Origin of the sequence: Amycolatopsis sp. DG1A-15b (genome assembly GCF_030285645.1) — a bacterium.
Lineage (GTDB): Bacteria > Actinomycetota > Actinomycetes > Mycobacteriales > Pseudonocardiaceae > Amycolatopsis.
Map to the genome: position 1 here is coordinate 6488914 of NZ_CP127296.1, position 19168 is coordinate 6508081.

General features: G+C 72.9%; 17 protein-coding genes. 12 read left to right on the forward strand and 5 right to left on the reverse strand.

Features of this window, described 5'->3' with window-relative positions:
• The first annotated feature begins 35 nt into the window (after window positions 1–35).
• Window positions 36–1445 carry a DNA-3-methyladenine glycosylase 2 family protein gene (locus QRY02_RS29740; protein ID WP_285986137.1) on the forward strand — a complete coding sequence of 470 codons (1410 nt, stop codon included), beginning with the start codon at window positions 36–38 and terminating at the stop codon, window positions 1443–1445.
• Here QRY02_RS29740 and QRY02_RS29745 read toward each other — a convergent pair.
• From QRY02_RS29745 to QRY02_RS29755, 3 genes are read right to left on the reverse strand one after another with little or no spacing between them, the layout of a single operon-like run.
• A complete protein-coding gene (locus tag QRY02_RS29745) occupies window positions 1442–1633 on the reverse strand; it encodes a DUF1737 domain-containing protein (RefSeq protein ID WP_285986138.1) in 192 nt (63 codons plus the stop codon). The genes QRY02_RS29740 and QRY02_RS29745 overlap by 4 nt on opposite strands.
• A 21-nt stretch (window positions 1634–1654) precedes the next feature.
• Window positions 1655–4606, reverse strand: coding sequence for an AAA family ATPase (locus QRY02_RS29750; RefSeq protein ID WP_285986139.1), 2952 nt, complete (start codon window positions 4604–4606; stop codon window positions 1655–1657).
• Entirely contained in the window at window positions 4603–5754 is a 1152-nt protein-coding gene (locus QRY02_RS29755; protein ID WP_285986140.1) for an exonuclease SbcCD subunit D, read from the reverse strand. Before QRY02_RS29755 ends, QRY02_RS29750 begins: the two co-directional genes overlap by 4 nt.
• A gap of 218 nt (window positions 5755–5972) precedes the next feature.
• Here QRY02_RS29755 and QRY02_RS29760 point away from each other — a divergent pair, with 218 nt between their 5' ends.
• Both QRY02_RS29760 and QRY02_RS29765 read left to right on the forward strand, forming a co-directional pair.
• The gene (locus QRY02_RS29760) at window positions 5973–6887 is read left to right on the forward strand and encodes a DNA recombination protein RmuC (protein ID WP_285986141.1); all 915 of its coding nucleotides are present in this window, start codon (window positions 5973–5975) and stop codon (window positions 6885–6887) included.
• A gap of 397 nt (window positions 6888–7284) precedes the next feature.
• The gene (locus QRY02_RS29765) at window positions 7285–8202 is read left to right on the forward strand and encodes a DUF6542 domain-containing protein (protein WP_285986142.1); all 918 of its coding nucleotides are present in this window, start codon (window positions 7285–7287) and stop codon (window positions 8200–8202) included.
• 213 nt (window positions 8203–8415) lie between these two features.
• On the opposite strand, the gene QRY02_RS29770 is transcribed toward QRY02_RS29765, so the two are convergent.
• Complete coding sequence (locus tag QRY02_RS29770; protein WP_285986143.1) at window positions 8416–9411, reverse strand: 4-hydroxy-3-methylbut-2-enyl diphosphate reductase; 996 nt, start codon at window positions 9409–9411, stop codon at window positions 8416–8418.
• A gap of 142 nt (window positions 9412–9553) precedes the next feature.
• Between QRY02_RS29770 and QRY02_RS29775 the strand changes: the two genes are divergently transcribed.
• From QRY02_RS29775 to QRY02_RS29800, 6 genes are all read left to right on the forward strand, one after another.
• Window positions 9554–10309 (forward strand): lipid droplet-associated protein, encoded by a 756-nt coding sequence (locus tag QRY02_RS29775; RefSeq protein WP_285986144.1) that lies wholly within the window; start codon window positions 9554–9556, stop codon window positions 10307–10309.
• The gene (gene xseA / locus QRY02_RS29780) at window positions 10306–11553 is read left to right on the forward strand and encodes an exodeoxyribonuclease VII large subunit (RefSeq protein WP_285986145.1); all 1248 of its coding nucleotides are present in this window, start codon (window positions 10306–10308) and stop codon (window positions 11551–11553) included. Before QRY02_RS29775 ends, xseA begins: the two co-directional genes overlap by 4 nt.
• On the forward strand, window positions 11550–11954 hold the full coding sequence (locus QRY02_RS29785) for a hypothetical protein (protein WP_285986146.1): 405 nt from the start codon (window positions 11550–11552) through the stop codon (window positions 11952–11954). Before xseA ends, QRY02_RS29785 begins: the two co-directional genes overlap by 4 nt.
• Entirely contained in the window at window positions 11951–12172 is a 222-nt protein-coding gene (locus tag QRY02_RS29790; protein ID WP_013229792.1) for an exodeoxyribonuclease VII small subunit, read from the forward strand. The genes QRY02_RS29785 and QRY02_RS29790 overlap by 4 nt, the downstream gene beginning before the upstream one ends.
• An 85-nt stretch (window positions 12173–12257) precedes the next feature.
• A complete protein-coding gene (gene glpX, locus QRY02_RS29795; RefSeq protein WP_285986147.1) occupies window positions 12258–13307 on the forward strand; it encodes a class II fructose-bisphosphatase in 1050 nt (349 codons plus the stop codon).
• A gap of 8 nt (window positions 13308–13315) precedes the next feature.
• On the forward strand, window positions 13316–14068 hold the full coding sequence (locus QRY02_RS29800; protein ID WP_285986148.1) for a S1 family peptidase: 753 nt from the start codon (window positions 13316–13318) through the stop codon (window positions 14066–14068).
• Between the two features lies 1 nt (window position 14069).
• On the opposite strand, the gene QRY02_RS29805 is transcribed toward QRY02_RS29800, so the two are convergent.
• Entirely contained in the window at window positions 14070–15059 is a 990-nt protein-coding gene (locus QRY02_RS29805) for an NAD(P)/FAD-dependent oxidoreductase (RefSeq protein WP_285986149.1), read from the reverse strand.
• A gap of 122 nt (window positions 15060–15181) precedes the next feature.
• Here QRY02_RS29805 and QRY02_RS29810 point away from each other — a divergent pair, with 122 nt between their 5' ends.
• The 3 genes from QRY02_RS29810 to QRY02_RS29820 are packed head-to-tail and all read left to right on the forward strand — an operon-like array spanning window position 15182 to window position 19005.
• Window positions 15182–16579 (forward strand): class II fumarate hydratase, encoded by a 1398-nt coding sequence (locus tag QRY02_RS29810; RefSeq protein ID WP_285986150.1) that lies wholly within the window; start codon window positions 15182–15184, stop codon window positions 16577–16579.
• A gap of 10 nt (window positions 16580–16589) precedes the next feature.
• Window positions 16590–17441 (forward strand): helix-turn-helix domain-containing protein, encoded by an 852-nt coding sequence (locus QRY02_RS29815; RefSeq protein ID WP_285986151.1) that lies wholly within the window; start codon window positions 16590–16592, stop codon window positions 17439–17441.
• Between the two features lie 31 nt (window positions 17442–17472).
• Window positions 17473–19005: an ATP-dependent DNA ligase gene (locus QRY02_RS29820; protein ID WP_285986152.1), complete on the forward strand. Its 1533-nt coding sequence runs from the start codon at window positions 17473–17475 to the stop codon at window positions 19003–19005.
• The last annotated feature ends 163 nt before the right edge of the window (window positions 19006–19168 follow it).

The following is a 19168-nucleotide window of genomic DNA, read 5'->3' on the forward strand; positions in this document are numbered from 1 at the left end:
AGCGACGGCGCTGACCTGCTGGCATGCTCGGATCAATGGTCACCGAAACGCTCTCACTCTGGCGCGACGCCGAGCGCTGCTACCGCGTGGTCACCGCCCGCGACTCGCGCTTCGACGGCCAGTTCATCATGGCGGTCCGCACCACCGGGATCTACTGCCGCCCGTCCTGCCCGGCGTCGACGCCGAAGGTGCAGAACGTCCGCTTCTTCCCGACGTCGGCGGCCGCGCAGGCCAACGGCTTCCGCGCCTGCCGCCGCTGCCTGCCCGACGCCGTGCCCGGCTCACCGGACTGGAACGTGCGCGCCGACCTGGCCGCGCGGGCGATGCGCCTGATCTCCGACGGGACCGTCGAGCGCGAAGGCGTCCCGGGTCTCGCCCGGCGGCTCGGGTACTCGGAACGCCAGCTGGGCCGGGTGCTCACCGCCGAGCTGGGCGCGGGCCCGCTGGCCCTGGCCCGCGCGCACCGCGCGCACTCGGCGCGGCTGCTCATCGAGATGTCCGAGCTGCCGCTGACGGACGTCGCCTTCGCGGCGGGCTTCTCCAGCGTGCGGCAGTTCAACGAGACGATCCGCGAAGTGTTCGCCACGACGCCTTCGCAGCTTCGTGCCTTCGCGGCTTCACGACGTGGCCGGCAGAGCGATGTGACCGGAACTCGGCTCAGCCTGCGGCTGCCGTTCCGGCCGCCCTTCGACGCTTCAGGGTTGCTTCGCTTCTTCGCGGCCCACGCGCTGCCGGGCATCGAAGAAGTCACTGCGGAGACCTACGCGCGGACCCTGCGGCTCGCCCACGGCACCGGCGTCGTGCGATTGACGCCTTCGCCCGACCACGTGCGCTGTGAGCTGGTGCTCACCGACCTGCGCGATCTCGGCAGCGCGGTCAGCCGGGTGCGCCGGCTGCTCGACCTCGACGCCGACCCCGCGGCGGTCACCCGCGTCCTCGGCGCCGATCCGGCGCTGGCCCCGGTGGTCGCGGCCGTGCCGGGGATCCGGGTGCCGGGCGCGGTGGACGGCGAGGAACTGCTGCTCCGGGCCCTGCTCGATGGGGTACCGCCCGGCGAAGAAGTGCCGGGCGAGTGGGGCGTGAAGCGGCTCTTCCCGACGGCGGCCCAGGTTGCGACGGCCGGGCTCGGCGAAACCGTCACCGGCGTGGCCGCCGCCCTGGCCGAAGGGCGCTTGGCGGTCCACGTCGGCCGGGAGGCGGCCGAACTGCGCGCGGAGCTGCTGGCGTGCCCGGGCGTCGACCCGTCGACGGCGGACTACGTGCTGATGCGCGTCCTCGGCGCCCCGGACGTCCTGCTCGCCGGCGACACCGAGGTCCGGCGCGGCGCCGAGGCCCTGGGCATCGCGCCGGCCTCACTCGGCGAGCGGGCCCGTGCGTGGACGCCGTGGTGTTCCTACGCCGGGATGTACCTCCGGAACGCGGCGGCCCCCACTCTGGCCGGCTAGCCCTGTTCGCCCTGCCACAGCAGGGCCTGGGCGACGATGACCTGGTTCCCGTCGAACGTCGCCGCCGGTGAGCCGTGCAGGCGGTAGCCGAGTTCGAGCGCCTCGCTGACCCGGTGGCAGAACTTCGCGTCGTCCGGGCCGGTGAGCAGGCGGTAGCGGGGCAGGCCGTTCGGCGGCTGGTCCGTCATGGCTTCATCTTGTCCGAGCGATCAGCCCGCGCGCACCTCCAATGTCGAACCCGTGCGGGACTTCCGGACCCGCAGCCGGGTCGGGATGCGCTGCCGCAGCTCCTCGACGTGGGACACCAGCCCGACCACCCGGCCGCCGGCACGGAGCTCGTCGAGGATGTTCATCACGACGTCGAGGGTTTCGGCGTCCAGCGTACCGAACCCTTCGTCGACGAACAGCGTGTCCAGCAGCGCGCCGCCCGCCTCCCCCGCGACGACGTCCGCCAGCCCCAGCGCGAGGGCCAGTGACGCGAGGAACGATTCGCCACCGGACAGGGTCTTCGCCGGGCGGATGGTGCCCGAGTAGTCGTCCAGCACGTCGATGCCGAGCCCGCCGCGGGTGCCGCGCGCCCCGGCCGCGTCCGAGTGCACGAACGAGTACCGGCCCTGGCTCATCGTGCGCAGCCGGTGCGTGGCGGCGACGGCGACTTCTTCGAGCCGGGCCGCCAGCACGTACGACCGCAGCGACATCTTGCGGCTGTTCTGCCCGCGCCCGTTGACGACCTCCGCCAGGGCCCGCAGCTCGGCGTACTCCGCTTCGGCCGGCGCGAGCCCGGCCAGCGCCGCGCGCAGCAGACCGGCCAGCCGGGTCAGCTCCTCGTGCTGCGCGGTGGCCGCCCGAAGCGCCGCGTACGCGGAGTCCGCGCGCGCCCGGGCCAGCTGGGCCGCGTCGGCCGCCCGCCCGACGTCCACGACGTCGTCCGGCGAGATCCCGAACAGGTCCGGCTCGGCCAGCAGCGCCCGCGCGCCCGCGGCGGCCGCCTCGGCTTCGGCGATGCCCTGCTCCAGCTTCTCGATCTGCTCGTCCGGCAGCATCGCGGCGCGCGCCTTCTTCAGCGAGGTGAACCCCTTCGCCGCGACCGCCGCGTCGACCAGCGCCCGCTGCTGGGTGACGCGTTCCCGCGCGCCGACGACCGCCGTGCGCGCCTCGGCGACCGCCTCCAGGGCCTCGGCCAGGCCGAGGAGGTGCTGCCGCCGCGCGCCGACGTCCGCGAACTCACCCCGCCCGGCGACCAGGCGGCGCTCCCGCTCGGCCAGCCGCTCCTCCAGGGCGCGGACGTCGGTCATGGCTTCGGTCGCCGCCTGTTCGGCCCGGCGAAGGCGCTCGGTGCGCGCTTCCAGATCACGCTCCAGCAGGACGACCTGGTGCCCCAGCTTGGCCTTGGCGGACGCCTGCCCGGTCAACGCGGCGACGGTGGCGCGGGCCTCCGCCAGCTCGGCAGTGATCGACCCGGCCGTGCGCCCGGCCAGCCGTTCGATCAGCCCGGCCAGCCGCGCCTTCGCCTCTTCCAGCGCGACGACCACCCGCTGCCGCACCGCGTCCGCCGCCTGCTCGGCTTCCTCGGCCGCGCGTTCCTCCGCCGGGTCGACCAGCTCGACGTCCCGGTTCGCCTTCGCCGGGTGCTCGGCCGAGCCGCACACCGGGCACGGCGCGCCGTCCGGCAACGCGGCGGCCAGCTCGGCCGCCATGCCGTCGAGCCGTCGCTCCCGCAGGTCGAGCCGGCGCTGCCGGGCCGCCTGGTGCGTGTCGACGACCTCGCGCAACTTCGCCTCGCCCCGTTGGACCTTCGCCTGCGCCTCGGGCAGTTCGGCCGCGTCGCGGGCGAAGGCGCGCAGCTCCTCCACCTTCGCCTTGGCGCCGTCGAGCTTCGCTTCGGCTTCGGCGGCTTCGAGGGCACCGGCCCGCAGCTCGGCCAGCCGGCCGGGGATCGCGGCGAGTTCCGCGGACAGCTCCTCGACCTGCTGGCGAGCCGTGACGGCAACCAGCTTCCGGTCGTCCCGCCGCATGACGTCGAGTTCCTGCTGCTCGGCCTCGGCGACCAGTTCCGCGACCGCGCCCGCCTCTTCGCGCGCCGCGGCCGCCCGCGCCTTCAGGTCGCCGGTCGCCCGGGTGCCGAACTCCCGCAGCCGGGCGCCGCGCGCCTTCTCCGCCTGCTCGGCTTCGGTCAGTTCGGCGGCCCGGCGGTCCAGCAGGTCGGCCTCCACGGCGACCCCGGCGGCCCGCCGCGCGGCGGCGACCTCCTGCGCCCACTCCGCCCGCTGCGGCGCCTGTTCGGTGATCTCGAGCAGCCGCAGGTGCGCCGTGCGGACGCGGCGGATCTTTTCCGCGCCCGCGCGTTCTTCCTGCAGGTAGAGGTCCGCTCGCTGCGCGGCCGCCCGCGCCCGCTCCTCCTCGGCTGTCACCTGCCCGACCCGGGCTTCCGCCTCGGTGAGCACGGCGCCGACCCACTCGGCCACGTCCGTCTCGGGCGGGTCCTGCTGGGCCTCCTGCGCGTACCGGGCCAACAGCTCGCGCACGTCCCGCTGCCGCGCTTCCAGCTCGCGACCGCGTTCGGCGCGCAGGTCGGCGAACCAGCGTTCGACATCGGCGAAGCGCTCGGTGCCGAACAGCCGCTCCAGCAGCTTCTCGCGCTCGGCGGTGTCCGATCGCAGGAAGCGGGCGAACTCGCCCTGCGGGAGCAGCACCACCTGGAAGAACTGGGCCGCGGTCATCCCGAGCAGCCGCTCGACGGTGCGCGCGACCTCTTCGATCCGGATCAGGCCCTCCGGCGCCAGACCGGCGGGCGCGGTGCCGATCCAGCTCAGCGACACCCTCGCCTGCTGGGTGGTCGTGCCCTCGCCGCGCCGCTTCGGCCGCTGGTACTCCGGGTTGCGCACGATCTTCAGCCGGTGGCCCTGCACGGTGAGCTCCAGCGCCACCTCGGTGACCTGGTCGCGCTCGGCGAGGTCACACCTCAGTCGCTTCGCCTCGTTGCGGGCGCCGGGGACCACGCCGAACAGCGCGAACGCGATCGCGTCGAGCAGCGTCGTCTTGCCCGCGCCGGTTTCGCCGTGCAGGAGGAAGAGACCGTCGGCGCCGAGCACGTCGAAGTCGACCACTTCGCGCGCGCAGTACGGCCCGAAGGCCTCGACCTCCAGCCTGTGCAGCCTCATTTCGCGAGGGCCCCCCGGTCGGCCGCTTCCAGGGCCAGGAACAGGAGCTGTTCTTCGCTTTCGGTCGGCGGGGCGCCGCGGCAGTCGTCGAGGAAGCTGCGCGATACCTCGATGTCGGACCGGCCGCGGACGGCGTCGGAGTAGCGCAGCGGGGCGCCGGCGTGCCCGCCCGCGGGCTCCCACTCCAGGTGCACCGCGTACGGGAACCGCATGCGCAGCCGCCGCATCGCGTCGACCGGGCGCACCCGGTCGGTGACCGTGACCGACAGGAAGTGGTCGAGGTAGGCGTCGTGCGCCGGGTCGAGCAGGAGGTCTTCGAGCTCGCCGGTGAGCGCCGCGAGTGCCCTCGGCACGGGCAGCTCGTGGCGCCGGACCTCGGCGAGGCCGTCGGCGTCCAGGTCGACCAGCCAGACCGATTTGCGTTGGCGGGCCTCGGAAAACGAGTAGGCCAGCGGGCTGCCGGAGTACCGCAGGTGCTCGGCGAGCGTCTGCGGGCCGTGGAGGTGGCCGAGCGCCACGTAGTCGACGCCGTCGAAGACCGAGCCGGGTACCTGTTCGACGCCGCCGACCGCGATGGTCCGTTCGCTGTCGGTGGGTTCGCCGCCGGTGACGAACGCGTGCGCGAGCACGACCGACCGGACGCCGGGCCGGGTTCCGAGGTCCGCGCGGATCCGGCGCATGGCCTCGGTGAGCACGCCGGTGTGGCCGCGCGCGTCGGGTACGCCCAGCGCGTGGCGCGCCGGTTCCGGTTCCAGGTAAGGGATGCCGTAGACGGCGACCGGGCCGCCGGCGTCGTCGAGCAGCACCGGTTCGGCCAGCCCGGCGACGGTGGTGCGCAGGTGGAGCCCACCGGCCGCGGCGAACTCCGCGAAGGCGCCGAGGCGGGGCGCCGAGTCGTGGTTTCCGGGCGTGACGACCAGTTGCGCGCCGGCCGCGCGGATCCGGGCGACGGCTTTCGTCGCCACCCGCACGGCTTCGGCGGAGGGGACCGCGCGGTCGTAGATGTCGCCTGCCACCAGGACGGCGTCGATCGCCTCGCCGGCCACCAGGTCGGCGAGGTGCCCGAGCACCGCTTCCTGTTCCGCGAGCAGGTCGGCGCCGTGGAACGTGCGGCCGATGTGCCAGTCGGAGGTGTGCAGGAATCTCACGGGCGCCAACGGTACGACCCGGCTCCGACGAAATCGCGCAGGCACGCCGCCCGCTCACTCGAACGTGTGTACTAACACGAGCGGGCAAGATCGGACACGCCCCGGGCGGAATCGATGTGTTCGCAGGTCAGCTACCCAGAGCGACGGATCGGGTGCGATTTTTGTCGGTGCGGTCCGCCATGATGTCTGCGAGCCCGGAGCTTGGAGGGAGAGACGAAGTGGCGACAGTGCTGACCACCGCGGCGATCGTGCTCGCGGTCCTGCTGCTGTTCGCCGTCGCGGTGCTGTGGCGGCTGTACCAGGACGGGATGCGCCGGGCGGACGCGGCGGCCCGGCTGGTGGCGGCCGAGCGGGCCAAGGCGGACCAGCAGCAGCTGGCGCTGCGGCGCTACGAGGTCGCGTTCGCGTCGATCAGCGGTCGCGGCGAGCTGGGCGAGCAGGTGCTGGTCGAGACGGCGCGGGCGCTGGGGCTGCGCGAGGACCTGCACTTCACCCTGCAGACGGACCTGGGCGGCGGCGGCTCGGCGAAGCCGGACATGGTGCTGCGGGTGGGCGGCGACCGCACGGTCCCGGTGGACGCGAAGGCGAGCATGGCGACGTGGTCCGAGGCGGTGGAGACGGACGACCCGGACGAGCGGATGGACGCGTTGCGCGCGCACGTCCGGCAGATCCGCTCCCGCGCGGCGGACCTGGCGGGCAAGGGCTACCAGCGCTGGGCGGACGCGATCTACGGCACGATCATGTTCGTCCCGTCCGACGCGGCGGTGGTCGCGGCCCTGGACACGGACCCGGAGCTGCTGCGCTGGCTGATCGACCGGAGGGTGTTCCTCTGCGGCCCCACGGGTTTCGGGGTGCTGGCCTCGGCGGCGTTGTTCGCGGCGAGTGACCGGACACTGGAGGCGGACGTGGAGCAGGTCCGAGCCGGAGCGGCGGCGGCCCACCGCGCGGCGGGCGGCGCGGTGGAGGCGCTGAACCTGTCGAGCACCCACCTGCAGCGGTTCCTGTCGGCCCGCCGGCGGGAGCTGGAGGCACTCGAGACGTTCCGGGCCACGGTGGCACCGCTCACCGACGCATCGGGCAGCCCGGCGGCCGTGCCGACGGTCCGGAAGGGGGACGAGCTCGCAGCCAGTTGAGCGTCCAGGGTCTTCGAGGGTGAGCCAGGCGCAGGAAGCGGGCAGCCGGCCGCTCGGTGACGCCCGCGCTCGTATGGGCGCGTGCTGGCGTGCCGGTGGGCGGCCGCGCGGAGCGTGGTTGAACCGCGTCTGACCAGCGGTGACCGCGCGCCTGGCCGGGTCTCCACCTGCTGGCGGGTCCCGCGGCAAGCGCTTTCGCGCGGCGCCCGGCGCGAGCGACCCTCCGACCGCAGGTTGTCCCCGGCGCCCCTCGCGGAGGACCCTGGCAGAGCGGGCCGCCCGGCTCGCTCCACCGCCGCTACCCGGCGCCACCGGATCATGCCCCCGGGTGGCTGTCGGCCCACGTCGGCGGCGGTGCTGGCAAGATCTTCACAACCACGAGATACGGTGTTGCCCTGTGACCGCGATTCGCGATCGCCAGAGCGATCCAGATGCCGACGACGTCCCCGTTGCGTGGGATGAGCGTCCTGTCGTCGGTTCGAGGCGCGGACTGCCCTGGTGGGCGGCGGTCCTGGTCGGCCTCGTCCTGGCGGTCGTGGGCGCCCTCCTGGGCAAGCCGAGCCAGACGAACATCCCGGTGATCTTCATCGTCTGCTACATCGCCGGGGCCGTGATCGCGGTCTGCGCGGTGCGGCGGCGGGGCCTGTTCGGGCCGATGGTGATGCCGCCGCTCGTGCTGGCCGTCACCGTGCCCAGTGTGATCCTGCTGACCTCGGGGTCGACGGCGGGGGCCCAGGGCGACGACATGCTGTCGAAAGCCCTGAACATCGGCACGCCGCTGATCAACAGCTTCCCCATGATGGCGATCACCACCGGCATCACGCTGCTGATCGGCTTCGTCCGGATCTTCCGCGAGCGCGACCCGGACGCCCCGAAGAAGGCCAAGAAGCCCGACCGCCGGGCCGACGAGGACGACGAGAAGCCCGCCCCGCGCGCCGCGGCCGGTGGGCGTCCGCGGCCGGCCGGCTCGAACCGGACCGGGCAGACCCCGGTCCCGCCCGGCGCTCGGCGTGGCCGGGAAGGCGAACCGCCTCGACGTCCGCGGCCGCCCGCCGACGGCGAACGCCGAACCCCTCGCGCTCCCGCCGAACGCGACCCGGGCGCCCGCGGCACGCGCAAGCCGCCGCCGGCCAACCGGCGCACGCCCCGTCCGGAAGAGGGCGACCCGCGCCGGCGCGAGCCACGCGGTGACGCTCCGCGACGGCGTCCGCGTCCGCCCGAGGACGGCCGCGACACCCCGCCGCCCCGCCGCCCGTCCGGCGGGCGGAACGCTCCGCCGCGCCGGAACCGGCCCTGGGACGACGAAGAACGCTGACGAACGGCGGTCACCTCTCGCGAGGTGACCGCCGTTTCGCATGCGAGACCGTGCGCCGGAAGGCGGCACGTGTGATCAGAGGGCCGGCACGGGTGATCAGAAGGTCAGCACACGTGATCGGGGGGACGACACGCGTGATCGGGAGGTCAGCACGCGTGATCGGGGGGACGACACGGCGGCGAGCCGCGAAGGCGACCCGCCGCCGGAGCCGGCTCAGACCTTCCGCAGTTCCTTCGGCGGCGCGAACGAGATCTTCTCGTTGGCCGTCGTGACCTCGTCGACGTCGCCGTAGCCGCGCTCCGCCAGCCAGTCCAGCAGCTCCATGACCAGCACGTCCGGCACCGAGGCACCCGAAGTCACGCCCACCGTCGTCACGCCGGAAAGCCACGCTTCGTCGACCTCGTGCGCGAAGTCGACCAGGTACGAGGCCCGGGCCCCCGCCTTCAGGGCCACCTCGACCAGGCGCTTCGAGTTGGACGAGTTCGTCGACCCGACCACCAGCACCAGGTCGCACTCGGCGGCCATCGCCTTGACCGCGACCTGGCGGTTCGTCGTCGCGTAGCAGATGTCGTCGCTCGGCGGGTCCGCCAGGTTCGGGAAGCGCTCGCGGAGCTGGTCGACACGTTCCATCGTCTCGTCCACCGACAGCGTCGTCTGGGACAGCCAGATCACCTTCGACGGGTCGCGCACCTCGACCTTGTCGACGTCCTCGGCCTTGTCGACCAGCTGGACCTTGTCCGGTGCCTCGCCGGCGGTGCCCTCGACCTCTTCGTGGCCTTCGTGGCCGATCAGCAGGATGTCGTAGTCGTCGTTCGCGAACCGGTTGACCTCCTTGTGCACCTTCGTCACCAGGGGGCAGGTCGCGTCGATCGTGCGCAGGTTCCGCTCGGCCGCCTCCGCGTGCACCATCGGCGAGACGCCGTGGGCGGAGAACACCACGAGCGCGCCCTCGGGCACCTCGGACGTCTCGTCGACGAAGATCGCGCCGCGCTCGCGCAGCGTGTCGACCACGTGCCGGTTGTGCACGATCTCCTTGCGGACGTACACCGGGGCACCGTAGACCTCGAGGGCCTTCTCGACGGCGATCACCGCGCGGTCGACGCCGGCGCAGTAACCACGGGGTTTGGCGAGCAGCACCCGCTTGCCGGAAGCGGTTCCGGTGATCGTCGGGGTACCCGCGGGCTCGATTCCGGGACTCGCTGCACTCATGCCCCCCAGGGTACGGGCAGCCCCGAGACGGACTCGAAGTCCCTTTCGGGTGAGCTTCGTCCCCCTGCCGGGTTGTGCCACGGGTCACGCACTGCGCCCTTCCGGTTGGGCAGGAGGGCCGCTCATGCGGCAGGCTGGACCCATGAAGCCATTCCCGCTCCCCCTCCGGGTCGCCGCGGGCCTCGCCGTCTCCACCGCCGAGCGGGTTCGCGAACTTCCCCGGCAGCTGGCCGGGCTCCCGGTGACCGTGGTCAGCCAGGCGCTGCAGGCCTCCATGCGAGTGCAGCAGCACGTCACCGAGCTGGCGATCAAGGGCGACAGCGCCCTGTCGAGCCTGCGCCCGGTCGAAGACACGCCGAGCTGGGCGACGTTCGACGAGGACGCCGAGCTGGGTGACGTCCCGCCCGCGCGGCCGGACGCCGCCCGGGTCGCCGAAGTGCCCGAACCGCGTTCGGAGATCAACGGCCGCGTGCCGTCGGCGGCCGAGCTCGAAGCGGAGCTCGGCGATCCGTGGGCCGCCGAGGAACGCGCGCTCGCCGAGGACCACGCCGACGGCGAGCACGACAGCGAAGCCGGCGAAGAGCAACCGCCGAAGAAGCCCAAGCCCGGGACGCCCAAGGTCGACAAGAAGACCAAGAGCGAAACGCCGCGGACCAGCGCCGCGGGGTACGAGGGGCCGGCCGGGCTGACCGGCTACGACCAGCTCACCCTCCCGCAGCTGCGGGCGCGGCTGCGCCAGCTCTCGATCGATCAGCTCGAGACCATCCTCGAGTACGAGCGCACCCACGCCGACCGCTCGTCGTTCACCGGCATGCTGTCCCGCCGGATCGCCAACGCCCGCAAGGCGGAGCGGGCCAAGGAAGACGAAGACGGCGGCGACGGCGCGGAAGGCCGGTGAGCACCGAGTCCGCACCGGCTCCGACGAGCACCGCGGAATCGCCGTGGCCGGTCCGGACCGTCGCGCGCAAGATCGGCGACTGGATCCACCGGCTCGGCACCGTCTGGGTCGAGGGCCAGGTCACCCAGGTCAGTTCCCGGCCCAACACGCAGACCGCGTTCTTGACCCTGCGCGACCCTTCGGCGGACGTCTCGATGTCCGTCACCTGCCCGAACTGGCTGATCCGCGAGATGGAGCCGCCGCTGCGGGAGGGCGCGAGCGTCGTCGTGCACGCGAAGCCGTCGTACTTCTTCGGCCGCGGCACGATCAGCCTGCGTGCCGACCAGATCCGCGCGGTCGGCATCGGGGAGCTGCTGGCCCGGATCGAACGCCTGAAGAAGCTGCTGACCGCCGAAGGCCTCTTCTCGGCCCAACGCAAGCGGCCGATCCCGTTCCTGCCGAAGGGCGTCGGGCTGATCACCGGCCGCGCGTCGGCGGCCGAGCGGGACGTCCTGGCCAACGCGCAGGGGCGGTGGCCGCACGTCCGGATCAAGGTGCTCAACACGGCCGTGCAGGGCTCGCAGGCGGTGCCGCAGGTCATGCGCGCGCTGCGGATCTTCGACGCGGACCCCGACATCGACGTCATCGTCATCGCCCGCGGCGGCGGCAGCGTCGAGGACCTGCTGCCGTTCTCCGACGAAGCGCTCTGCCGCGCGGTGTCGGCCACGGGCACGCCGGTGGTCAGTGCCATCGGGCACGAACCGGACACCCCGCTGCTCGACTACGTCGCCGACCTGCGCTGTTCGACGCCGACCGACGCCGGCAAACGGGTCGTCCCGGACCTGAGCGAGGAGACCGAACGCGTCCGGCAGATGCGTGACCGCGGCCGCCGGGCGCTGCACGGCTGGGTCGACACGCAGGCGCGGCTGCTCACCCAGATCCGCAGCCGCCCGGCGCTGGCCGACCCGCTGGGCCCGGTCCAGCGGCGGCAGGACGACGTCGACGTCCACCGCGAACGCGCCCGCCGCGCCATGCTGAGCCTGCTCGCCAAGGACCAGGCCGAGGTCGCGAACGCGCGGGCCCGGCTCACCGCGCTCGGGCCGGCGGCGACGCTGGCCCGCGGGTACGCGGTCGTGCAGTTCATCGACGCCGAAGGCAACCTCCAGGTACTCCGCTCCGTCTCCGAAGTCGAGGCCGGTGCCCAGCTGCGCGTGCGGGTGGGTGACGGCGCGATCAAGGCGGTGGCGGAAGGAGAGCCGGGGTGAAGGTGACGTTCCTCCCGCTCACCGTGGACGCGGCCAGGAAACTCGGCGCGCGGCCGCTGCTGGACCAGGCGGTGCGCACCGACCGGGCCGCGGCCGAGTGCTGGACGGCCCTGCTCGCCGGCTGCGGCACCGCCGCCCGCCGCGACCTGGGGCCGCAGCTGCGGCGGCTGTCCGAGGCGACGTCGATGCAGGTCGGCTCGCGCTGGTGGTTCGCCGAGGGTGCCGGGCACCGGAAGCGGGTCGCCGGGGCGCAGGAGAACCTCGAAGAGGCGATCGCGGAGGGTGACGGGCAGGAGTTCGCGCTGGCGTTCGTCGGGTACGACCACGCCATGGCCAGCGCGGTAGTGTGCGCGAACAGCGCCCACCCGTCAGCCCGGAAGGTCGGAGAACACCGAGCGTGAGTGAAGCAGCCAGCGAGGAACTCGGGTACGAGCAGGCGCGCGACCGCCTCGTCGAGGTCGTCCGCGAGCTCGAGGCCGGCGGTCTGTCCCTCGAGCAGTCGCTCGCGTTGTGGGAGAAGGGCGAGAAGCTCGCGAAGGTCTGTGAGCGCCATCTCGAAGGCGCCCGCGAACGCATCGAGGCTGCTCTGGCGTCCGTGGAGGACGACTCCGAGCAGTGAGCTAGGCCATGCCGACGGTATCTGGAATCACGGCGGGTATCTGACAGACTGACTACCCGCCAGTTCCACAATCCGGGAGGCACAGATGCCCGCCGCAGACAGTCGTCGTGAAGCGCCCGACCGCAACCTCGCGATGGAGCTGGTCCGGGTCACCGAAGCCGCCGCGATGGCCGCCGGCCGCTGGGTCGGCCGCGGCGACAAGATCGGCGGCGACGGCGCGGCTGTCGACGCGATGCGCCAGCTCGTCTCGACGGTGTCGATGCGCGGGGTCGTGGTGATCGGCGAGGGCGAGAAGGACGAAGCGCCCATGCTGTTCAACGGCGAAGAGGTCGGCAACGGCGACGGGCCGGACTGCGACGTCGCGGTCGACCCGGTCGACGGCACCACGCTGATGGCCAAGGGCATGCCGAACGCCCTCGCCGTGCTGGCGGTCGCCGAGCGCGGCGCGATGTTCGACCCGTCCGCGGTGTTCTACATGGAGAAGCTGGCCGTCGGGCCGGACGCGGCGGGCAAGGTGGAGCTCGGCGCCCCGATCGCGGAGAACATCCGCCGCGTCGCCAAGGCGAAGCACAGCAGCATCGGCGACGTCACCGTGTGCGTCCTCGACCGCCCGCGCCACGAACAGATCATCAAGGAGATCCGCGACGCCGGCGCGCGGATCCGCTTCATCTCCGACGGCGACGTCGCGGGGGCGATCGCCGCGGCCCGCCCGACCACCGGCGTCGACATGCTGATCGGCATCGGCGGCACCCCCGAGGGCATCATCGCGGCCTGCGCGATGAAGTGCCTCGGCGGCGAGCTGCAGGGCCGGCTGTGGCCGAAGGACGACGCCGAGCGCGAGAAGGCTCTCGCCGCCGGGCACGACCTCGACCGCGTGCTGCTGAACGACGACCTCGTGCGCGGCGACAACGTCTTCTTCTGCGCCACCGGCGTCACCGACGGCGACCTGCTGCGCGGCGTCCACTACCGCGAGGGCGGCGCGACGACCCAGTCCATCGTGATGCGGTCCAAGTCGGGGACCGTCAGAATGATCGACGGCTACCACCGGCTGAACAAGCTGCGGGCGTACTCCTCGGTCAACTTCGACGGCCACCTGGACGCGCCCGACGACGACGTCGTGCCCCCGCTGCCCTAAGGAGATCCGTGACCAGGCGACTGCCGGCCCTGCTGGTCCTGATCCTCGCCGTCCTGGTCCCCGGCACGGCCGCGGCCGCCCCGGCGATCGTCGGGGGTGTCGCCGCGGACCAGCCGTACCCGTTCGCGGTGTCGCTGCACACCTCGTCGGGCAAGTTGTTCTGCGGGGGCGCGCTGATCGCGCCGACCTGGGTGGTCACGGCCGCGCACTGCGCGTACGGCAAGGCCCCGGCCGACATCTCGCCGCGGACGGGCACGAACGACGTGGGGCAGGGCGGCGAGGTCGCCCAGGTCGCCGGGATCGTCGTGAACCCGGCGTTCAACACCCAGAGCCCGGCGGGCGACATCGCGCTGCTGCGGCTGACGGCGCCGGTCACGACCGCGCCGATCGGGCTCGCGACGGCCGCGTCGCCGGGCACCGCGACCCGGATCGTCGGCTGGGGCCAGACCTGCCCGAAGCTGAACTGCGGCGGGCTCCCGGCGACGTTGCAGCAGCTCGACACGAAGATCGTCGAAGGCACGAAGTGCACGTCGGGGTTCGACGGCACGGCCGAGCTGTGCACCGACAACCCGGGCGGCAAATCCGGGGCGTGCTTCGGCGACTCCGGTGGCCCGGAGATCGTGCGCGACGGCGCCGGCTGGCTGCTCGTCGGCGTCACCAGCCGGCCGGGCAACAACGACCCGGAATGCGCGACGGCGCCGTCGATCTACACCTCCGTCGTCGCCTACGCGCCCTGGATCGCCGAGAAGACGAAGGCCTGACCTACTCGGCGTTGCTCGAGTGGCCCGGGAACAGGTGGGCGTCCGGGTCGAGCGCGACGGCGATGTTGTTGACGGCCGTCGCGGCCTCGCCGAAGCCGGTCGCGATCAGCTTCACCTTCCCCGGGTACGCGGCGACATCGCCGGCGGCGTAGACGCGTTCACGCGCGGTCGCCATCGTCGAGTCCACAGCGATCGCGCGGTGGTGGATCTCCAGGCCCCAGCTCTCGATCGGGCCGAGGTCGGCGGTGAACCCGAGCGCCGCGACGACGGCGTTGGCCGGGAGCCGCTCGTCGCCGCTGCCCTTGATCGAGACGTCGACGGCTTCGAGCGAGCCGTCGGGTGCTTCGACGAACCGCGTGACTTCGGCGTCGGTGATGATCCGGGTGCCGAGCTCGCGTGCCTGCCGGACGATCGACTCGGCGGCACGGAACTTGGCGCGGCGGTGCACCAGCGTCACGCTCGCCGCGACCGGGTGCAGCGCGAGGATCCAGTCGAACGCCGAGTCGCCGCCGCCGACGACCACGACGTGCTGGCCCGCGTGCACCTGCAGCGAGGGGACGAAGTGCACCATGCCGCGGCCGAGCCAGCCGTCGCCGGCCGGCAGCGGGCGCGGGGTGAACTCGCCGATGCCCGCGGTGATCAGCACGGCGCGGGCACGCAGCGTCTCGCCGCCGTCGAGGGTCAGCTCGACGCCGTCCCCGGCCGGCTCCAGCTTTTCGGCCTTGCGCCCCAGCAGGTACTTCGGCTTGAACGGCGCGGCCTGCTTCACCAGGCCCTCGACGAGATCGCGGCCGCGGACCTCGGCGAACCCGCCGACGTCGTAGATCATCTTCTCCGGGTACATCGCGGTCACCTGGCCGCCGGGCTCGGGCAGCGAATCGACCACCGCCATCGAGAGGCCGCGGAACCCGGCGTAGTACGCGGCGAACAGGCCCGTCGGGCCCGCACCGATGATCACGAGGTCGTACGGACCCCCGGCAACGTCAGTCATGCTCGCTCCAGCCAGTGGTGGATGGCGGTGATCGAGAACACACCCGATCCTAGCGTCGCGCGCCGCCGAGGGTGGGCGACGCCACCACGCGGCCACGCGCGAAGAGGGCCAGAATCGGTGTCATGGCTGATCAGGAATACCGGATCGAACACGACACCATGGGCGAGGTCCGCGTGCCGGCCGACGCGCTCTACCGCGCGCAGACCCAGCGGGCCGTGGAGAACTTCCCCATCTCCGGCCGGGGCCTGGAGCGCGCCCAGATCCGCGCGCTCGGCCTGCTCAAGGCCGCCGCCGCGCGCGTGAACCTCGAGCTGGGCGTGCTCGACGCCGACGTCGCGGACGCCATCGCGGCCGCCGCTGACGAGGTCGCCGCCGGCGCCCACGACGCGCACTTCCCGATCGACGTCTTCCAGACCGGGTCCGGGACGTCGTCGAACATGAACGCCAACGAGGTCATCGCGACGCTCGCCTCCCGCGCCCTCGGCCGGGACGTCCACCCGAACGACCACGTCAACGCGTCGCAGTCGTCGAACGACACCTTCCCGACGACCATCCACGTCGCCGCGACCGAGGCCGTCGTGAAGGACGTCATCCCGGCGCTCGAGCACCTGGCCGGCACCATCGAGGTGCGCGCCGCGGAGTGGGCCGACGTCGTGAAATCCGGCCGCACGCACCTGATGGACGCGGTGCCGATCACGCTGGGCCAGGAGGCCGGGGCCTGGGCGTCCCAGGTCCGCTTCGGCGTCGAACGGCTCAAGTCGGGCCTGCCGCGGCTGGGCGAGCTGCCGATCGGCGGCACGGCCGTCGGGTCGGGCCTGAACGCGCCGGACGGCTTCGGTTCCAGCGTCGCCGCGGAACTCGCCTCGGTGACCGGCCTGCCGCTGACCGAGGCACGCGACCACTTCGAGGCGCAGGCGACGCAGGACAGCGTCGTCGAGACGTCCGGGCACCTGCGCACGGTCGCCGTGTCGCTCAACAAGATCGCCAACGACCTGCGCTGGCTGGGTTCCGGGCCGCGCACCGGCCTGGCCGAGCTGGCGCTGCCGGACCTGCAGCCGGGCTCGTCGATCATGCCGGGCAAGGTGAACCCGGTGATCCCGGAGGCGACGCTGCAGGTGGTCGCGCAGGTGATCGGCAACGACGCGGCCGTCGCTTTCGCGGGCGCGGCGGGCAATTTCCAGCTGAACGTCAACCTGCCGGTGATCGCCCGGAACGTCCTCGAATCGGCGCGGTTGATCGCGGCCGTTTCGCGGCTGCTGGCGGACAAGGTGTTCGCGGGCATCACGGTGAACGCCGAACGCACGCGCACCTACGCCGAAGGTTCGCCGTCGATCGTGACGCCGCTGAACAAGTACATCGGCTACGAAGAAGCGGCCGCGGTCGCGAAGCAGGCTTTGAAGGAGCTGAAGACGATCCGCGAAGTCGTCATCGAGCGCGGGTACGTGCGGGACGGCAAGCTCACCGAGGAGCAGCTCGACGAGGCACTCGACGTGCTGCGCATGGCGCGTGGCGGGAAGTGAAGCGCGAAGCATGAGTGACGCAGCCGAGCTGGGCGCCTTCTTGAAGGCGCGCCGCGCCGCTCTGGACCCCGCCGACCTCGGGCTGCCGCCCGGGGTCACCCACCGGCGGGTCAAGGGGCTGCGCCGCGAGGAACTGGCGCAGCTGGCCGGGATCAGCGTCGACTACTACACGCGGCTGGAGCAGGGCCGCGCGAAGAACGTCTCCGACGCGATCCTCGGCGCACTGGCCGGCGCGCTGCGCCTCGACGCCGGCGAGGAGTCCTACCTGCGCAACCTCGCCGCGCCGAAGCGCCGGGAAAAGAGCGCGCCACAGCGGGTCCGGCCCGAGCTGCAGCAGCTGCTGGACGCCGTCCAGGCACCCGCGTTCGTCTTCGGGCGGTACCTGGAAGTGCTGGCCTGGAACGCCCTCGGCGGCGCGGTCTCGTTCGACTTCGGCCGGCTCGAAGAGCGCAGCATGCCGAAGCTCGTCTTCACCGACGAACGCGCGAAGCAGCTGCACCCGGAGTGGGACGCGGTGTGCCGCGAACTCGTCGCGAACCTCCGTGCGGAGAGCGGCAGGCACCCCGGGGACCCGGAGTTCGCCCAGCTGGTCGACGAGCTTTCGCGGGCGAGTGCGCAGTTCCGGACGCTGTGGGCCGAACACGCGGTCCAGGAGAAGGCCCGGGGGTGGAAGCTGATCATGAACCCGGTGGTCGGCGAGCTGCGGCTGCGGTACGAGACGCTGCGCCTGCCGGACGACCCGGACCAGGGCCTGGTGATCTACCACGCCGAGCCCGGTTCGGAGAGCGAGCGCGCGCTCGGCCTGCTGGCCAGCTGGATCGCCGAGGCCCCGCTGACCAGGGCAAACGTCCGCCCGGCGTGAAACTGTCGGTGGTCCGGGTCATGATGTCCGGGTGTTGCTGAGCGAGTTGGTCCGCGCGTCCGCCGAACTGGCGGCGACCCGGTCCAGGAAGGCGAAGATCGCCCTCCTGGCCGCGGTGCTGCGCGCGGCGGAGATGGCCGAGCTGCCCACGGTGATCGCGTACCTGACCGGGCAGACGGCGCAGGACAGGCTGGGTGCGGGCTGGCGCACCCTGGCCGGCCTGGGCGCCGGCGCCGCGGCCGAGCCGGTGGCCTCGGTGCTGGAGGTGGACGCGGCGCTGACCGCGGCCGCGGGCGTGGCGGCCGGGACCGGGTCGAACACGCGGCGGCAGGAAGTGCTGCGGGCGTTGTTCGAGCGGCTGACGAAGGACGAGCAGCAGTTCCTGTTCCGGCTGGTCACCGGGGAACTGCGGCAGGGCGCGCTGGAGGGCGTGATGGTCGACGCCATCGCGGCCGCGTCGGAGGTGCCTGCCGAGGACGTGCGGCGGGCCTTCATGCTGTCCGGGAAGCTCGGCGTCACCGGGGTCGCGGCGATGACCGGCGGGCCGGCCGCGCTGGCGGAGTTCCGGCTCACGCTCGGCACGCCGATCAAGCCGATGCTGGCGTCACCGGCGGAGTCGCTGGACGAAGCCGTCGCCGAGCACGCCGAGGCGATCGTCGAGTACAAAATGGACGGTGCGCGGATCCAGGTGCACCGCCAGGGCGACGAGGTGCACGTCTGGACGCGGACGCTGCGCGAGATCACCGGCAGCGTGCAGGAACTGGTGGACCTCGTGCGGGCGTTGCCTTGCGAGTCGGTCGTGCTCGACGGCGAAACCCTGGCCCTGACCGACGCCGGGCGGCCGCGGCCGTTCCAGGACACGATGAGCCGGTTCGGCAGCACCCGCGAGGAACAGGTCAAGGCGCTGCTGCTGCGGCCGTACTTCTTCGACTGCCTGCACCTCGACGGCGTCGACCTGCTGGACGCGCCGCTGTCGGAGCGCAACGCGGCGCTGCGCAAGGTCGCCGGGGCGCACGTCATCCCCGGCGAGGTGGGCACCGCGGGCGCAGCCGCCGTGCTGGAGGCGGCGATGGAAGCGGGCCACGAAGGGGTGATGGTCAAGGACCTGGCCGCGCCGTACGCGGCCGGGCGGCGGGGGCGGGCGTGGCTGAAGGTCAAGCCGGTGCACACGATCGACCTGGTGGTGCTGGCGGCGGAGTGGGGTCACGGCCGGCGCACCGGCACGCTGTCGAACCTGCACCTGGGCGCCCGCGACCCGGACGGCGGCCCGCCGATCATGGTGGGCAAGACGTTCAAGGGCATGACCGACGAGCTGCTGGCGTGGCAGACCAGGACGTTCCAGGAGATCGAGACCCACCGCGACGACTGGACGGTGTACGTCCGGCCGGAGGTCGTGGTGGAGATCGAGCTGGACAGCGCGCAGGTGAGCACGCGTTACCCGGGCGGTCTGGCGCTGCGGTTCGCCCGGGTGGTCCGCTACCGCCCGGACAAGGACCCGGCCGAAGCGGACACGATCGACACGGTCCGCGGCCTGCTGCACGGCGACCGCTCGGAAGGGAGCTGACGCAAGGACCGACGAAAGTCGCTGGTGCCCGCTGTTCCCGCGGACCAAAGTGGAGGGTGCCGGCGCGGCCTGCGGAAGCGTTCGGCGATTCGACGCGCTTCCGGTGCGGGTTGACGGGAATTTTCCCGCCACGACCGGCGGCGAAGATCCCTAGAGTGCGCTC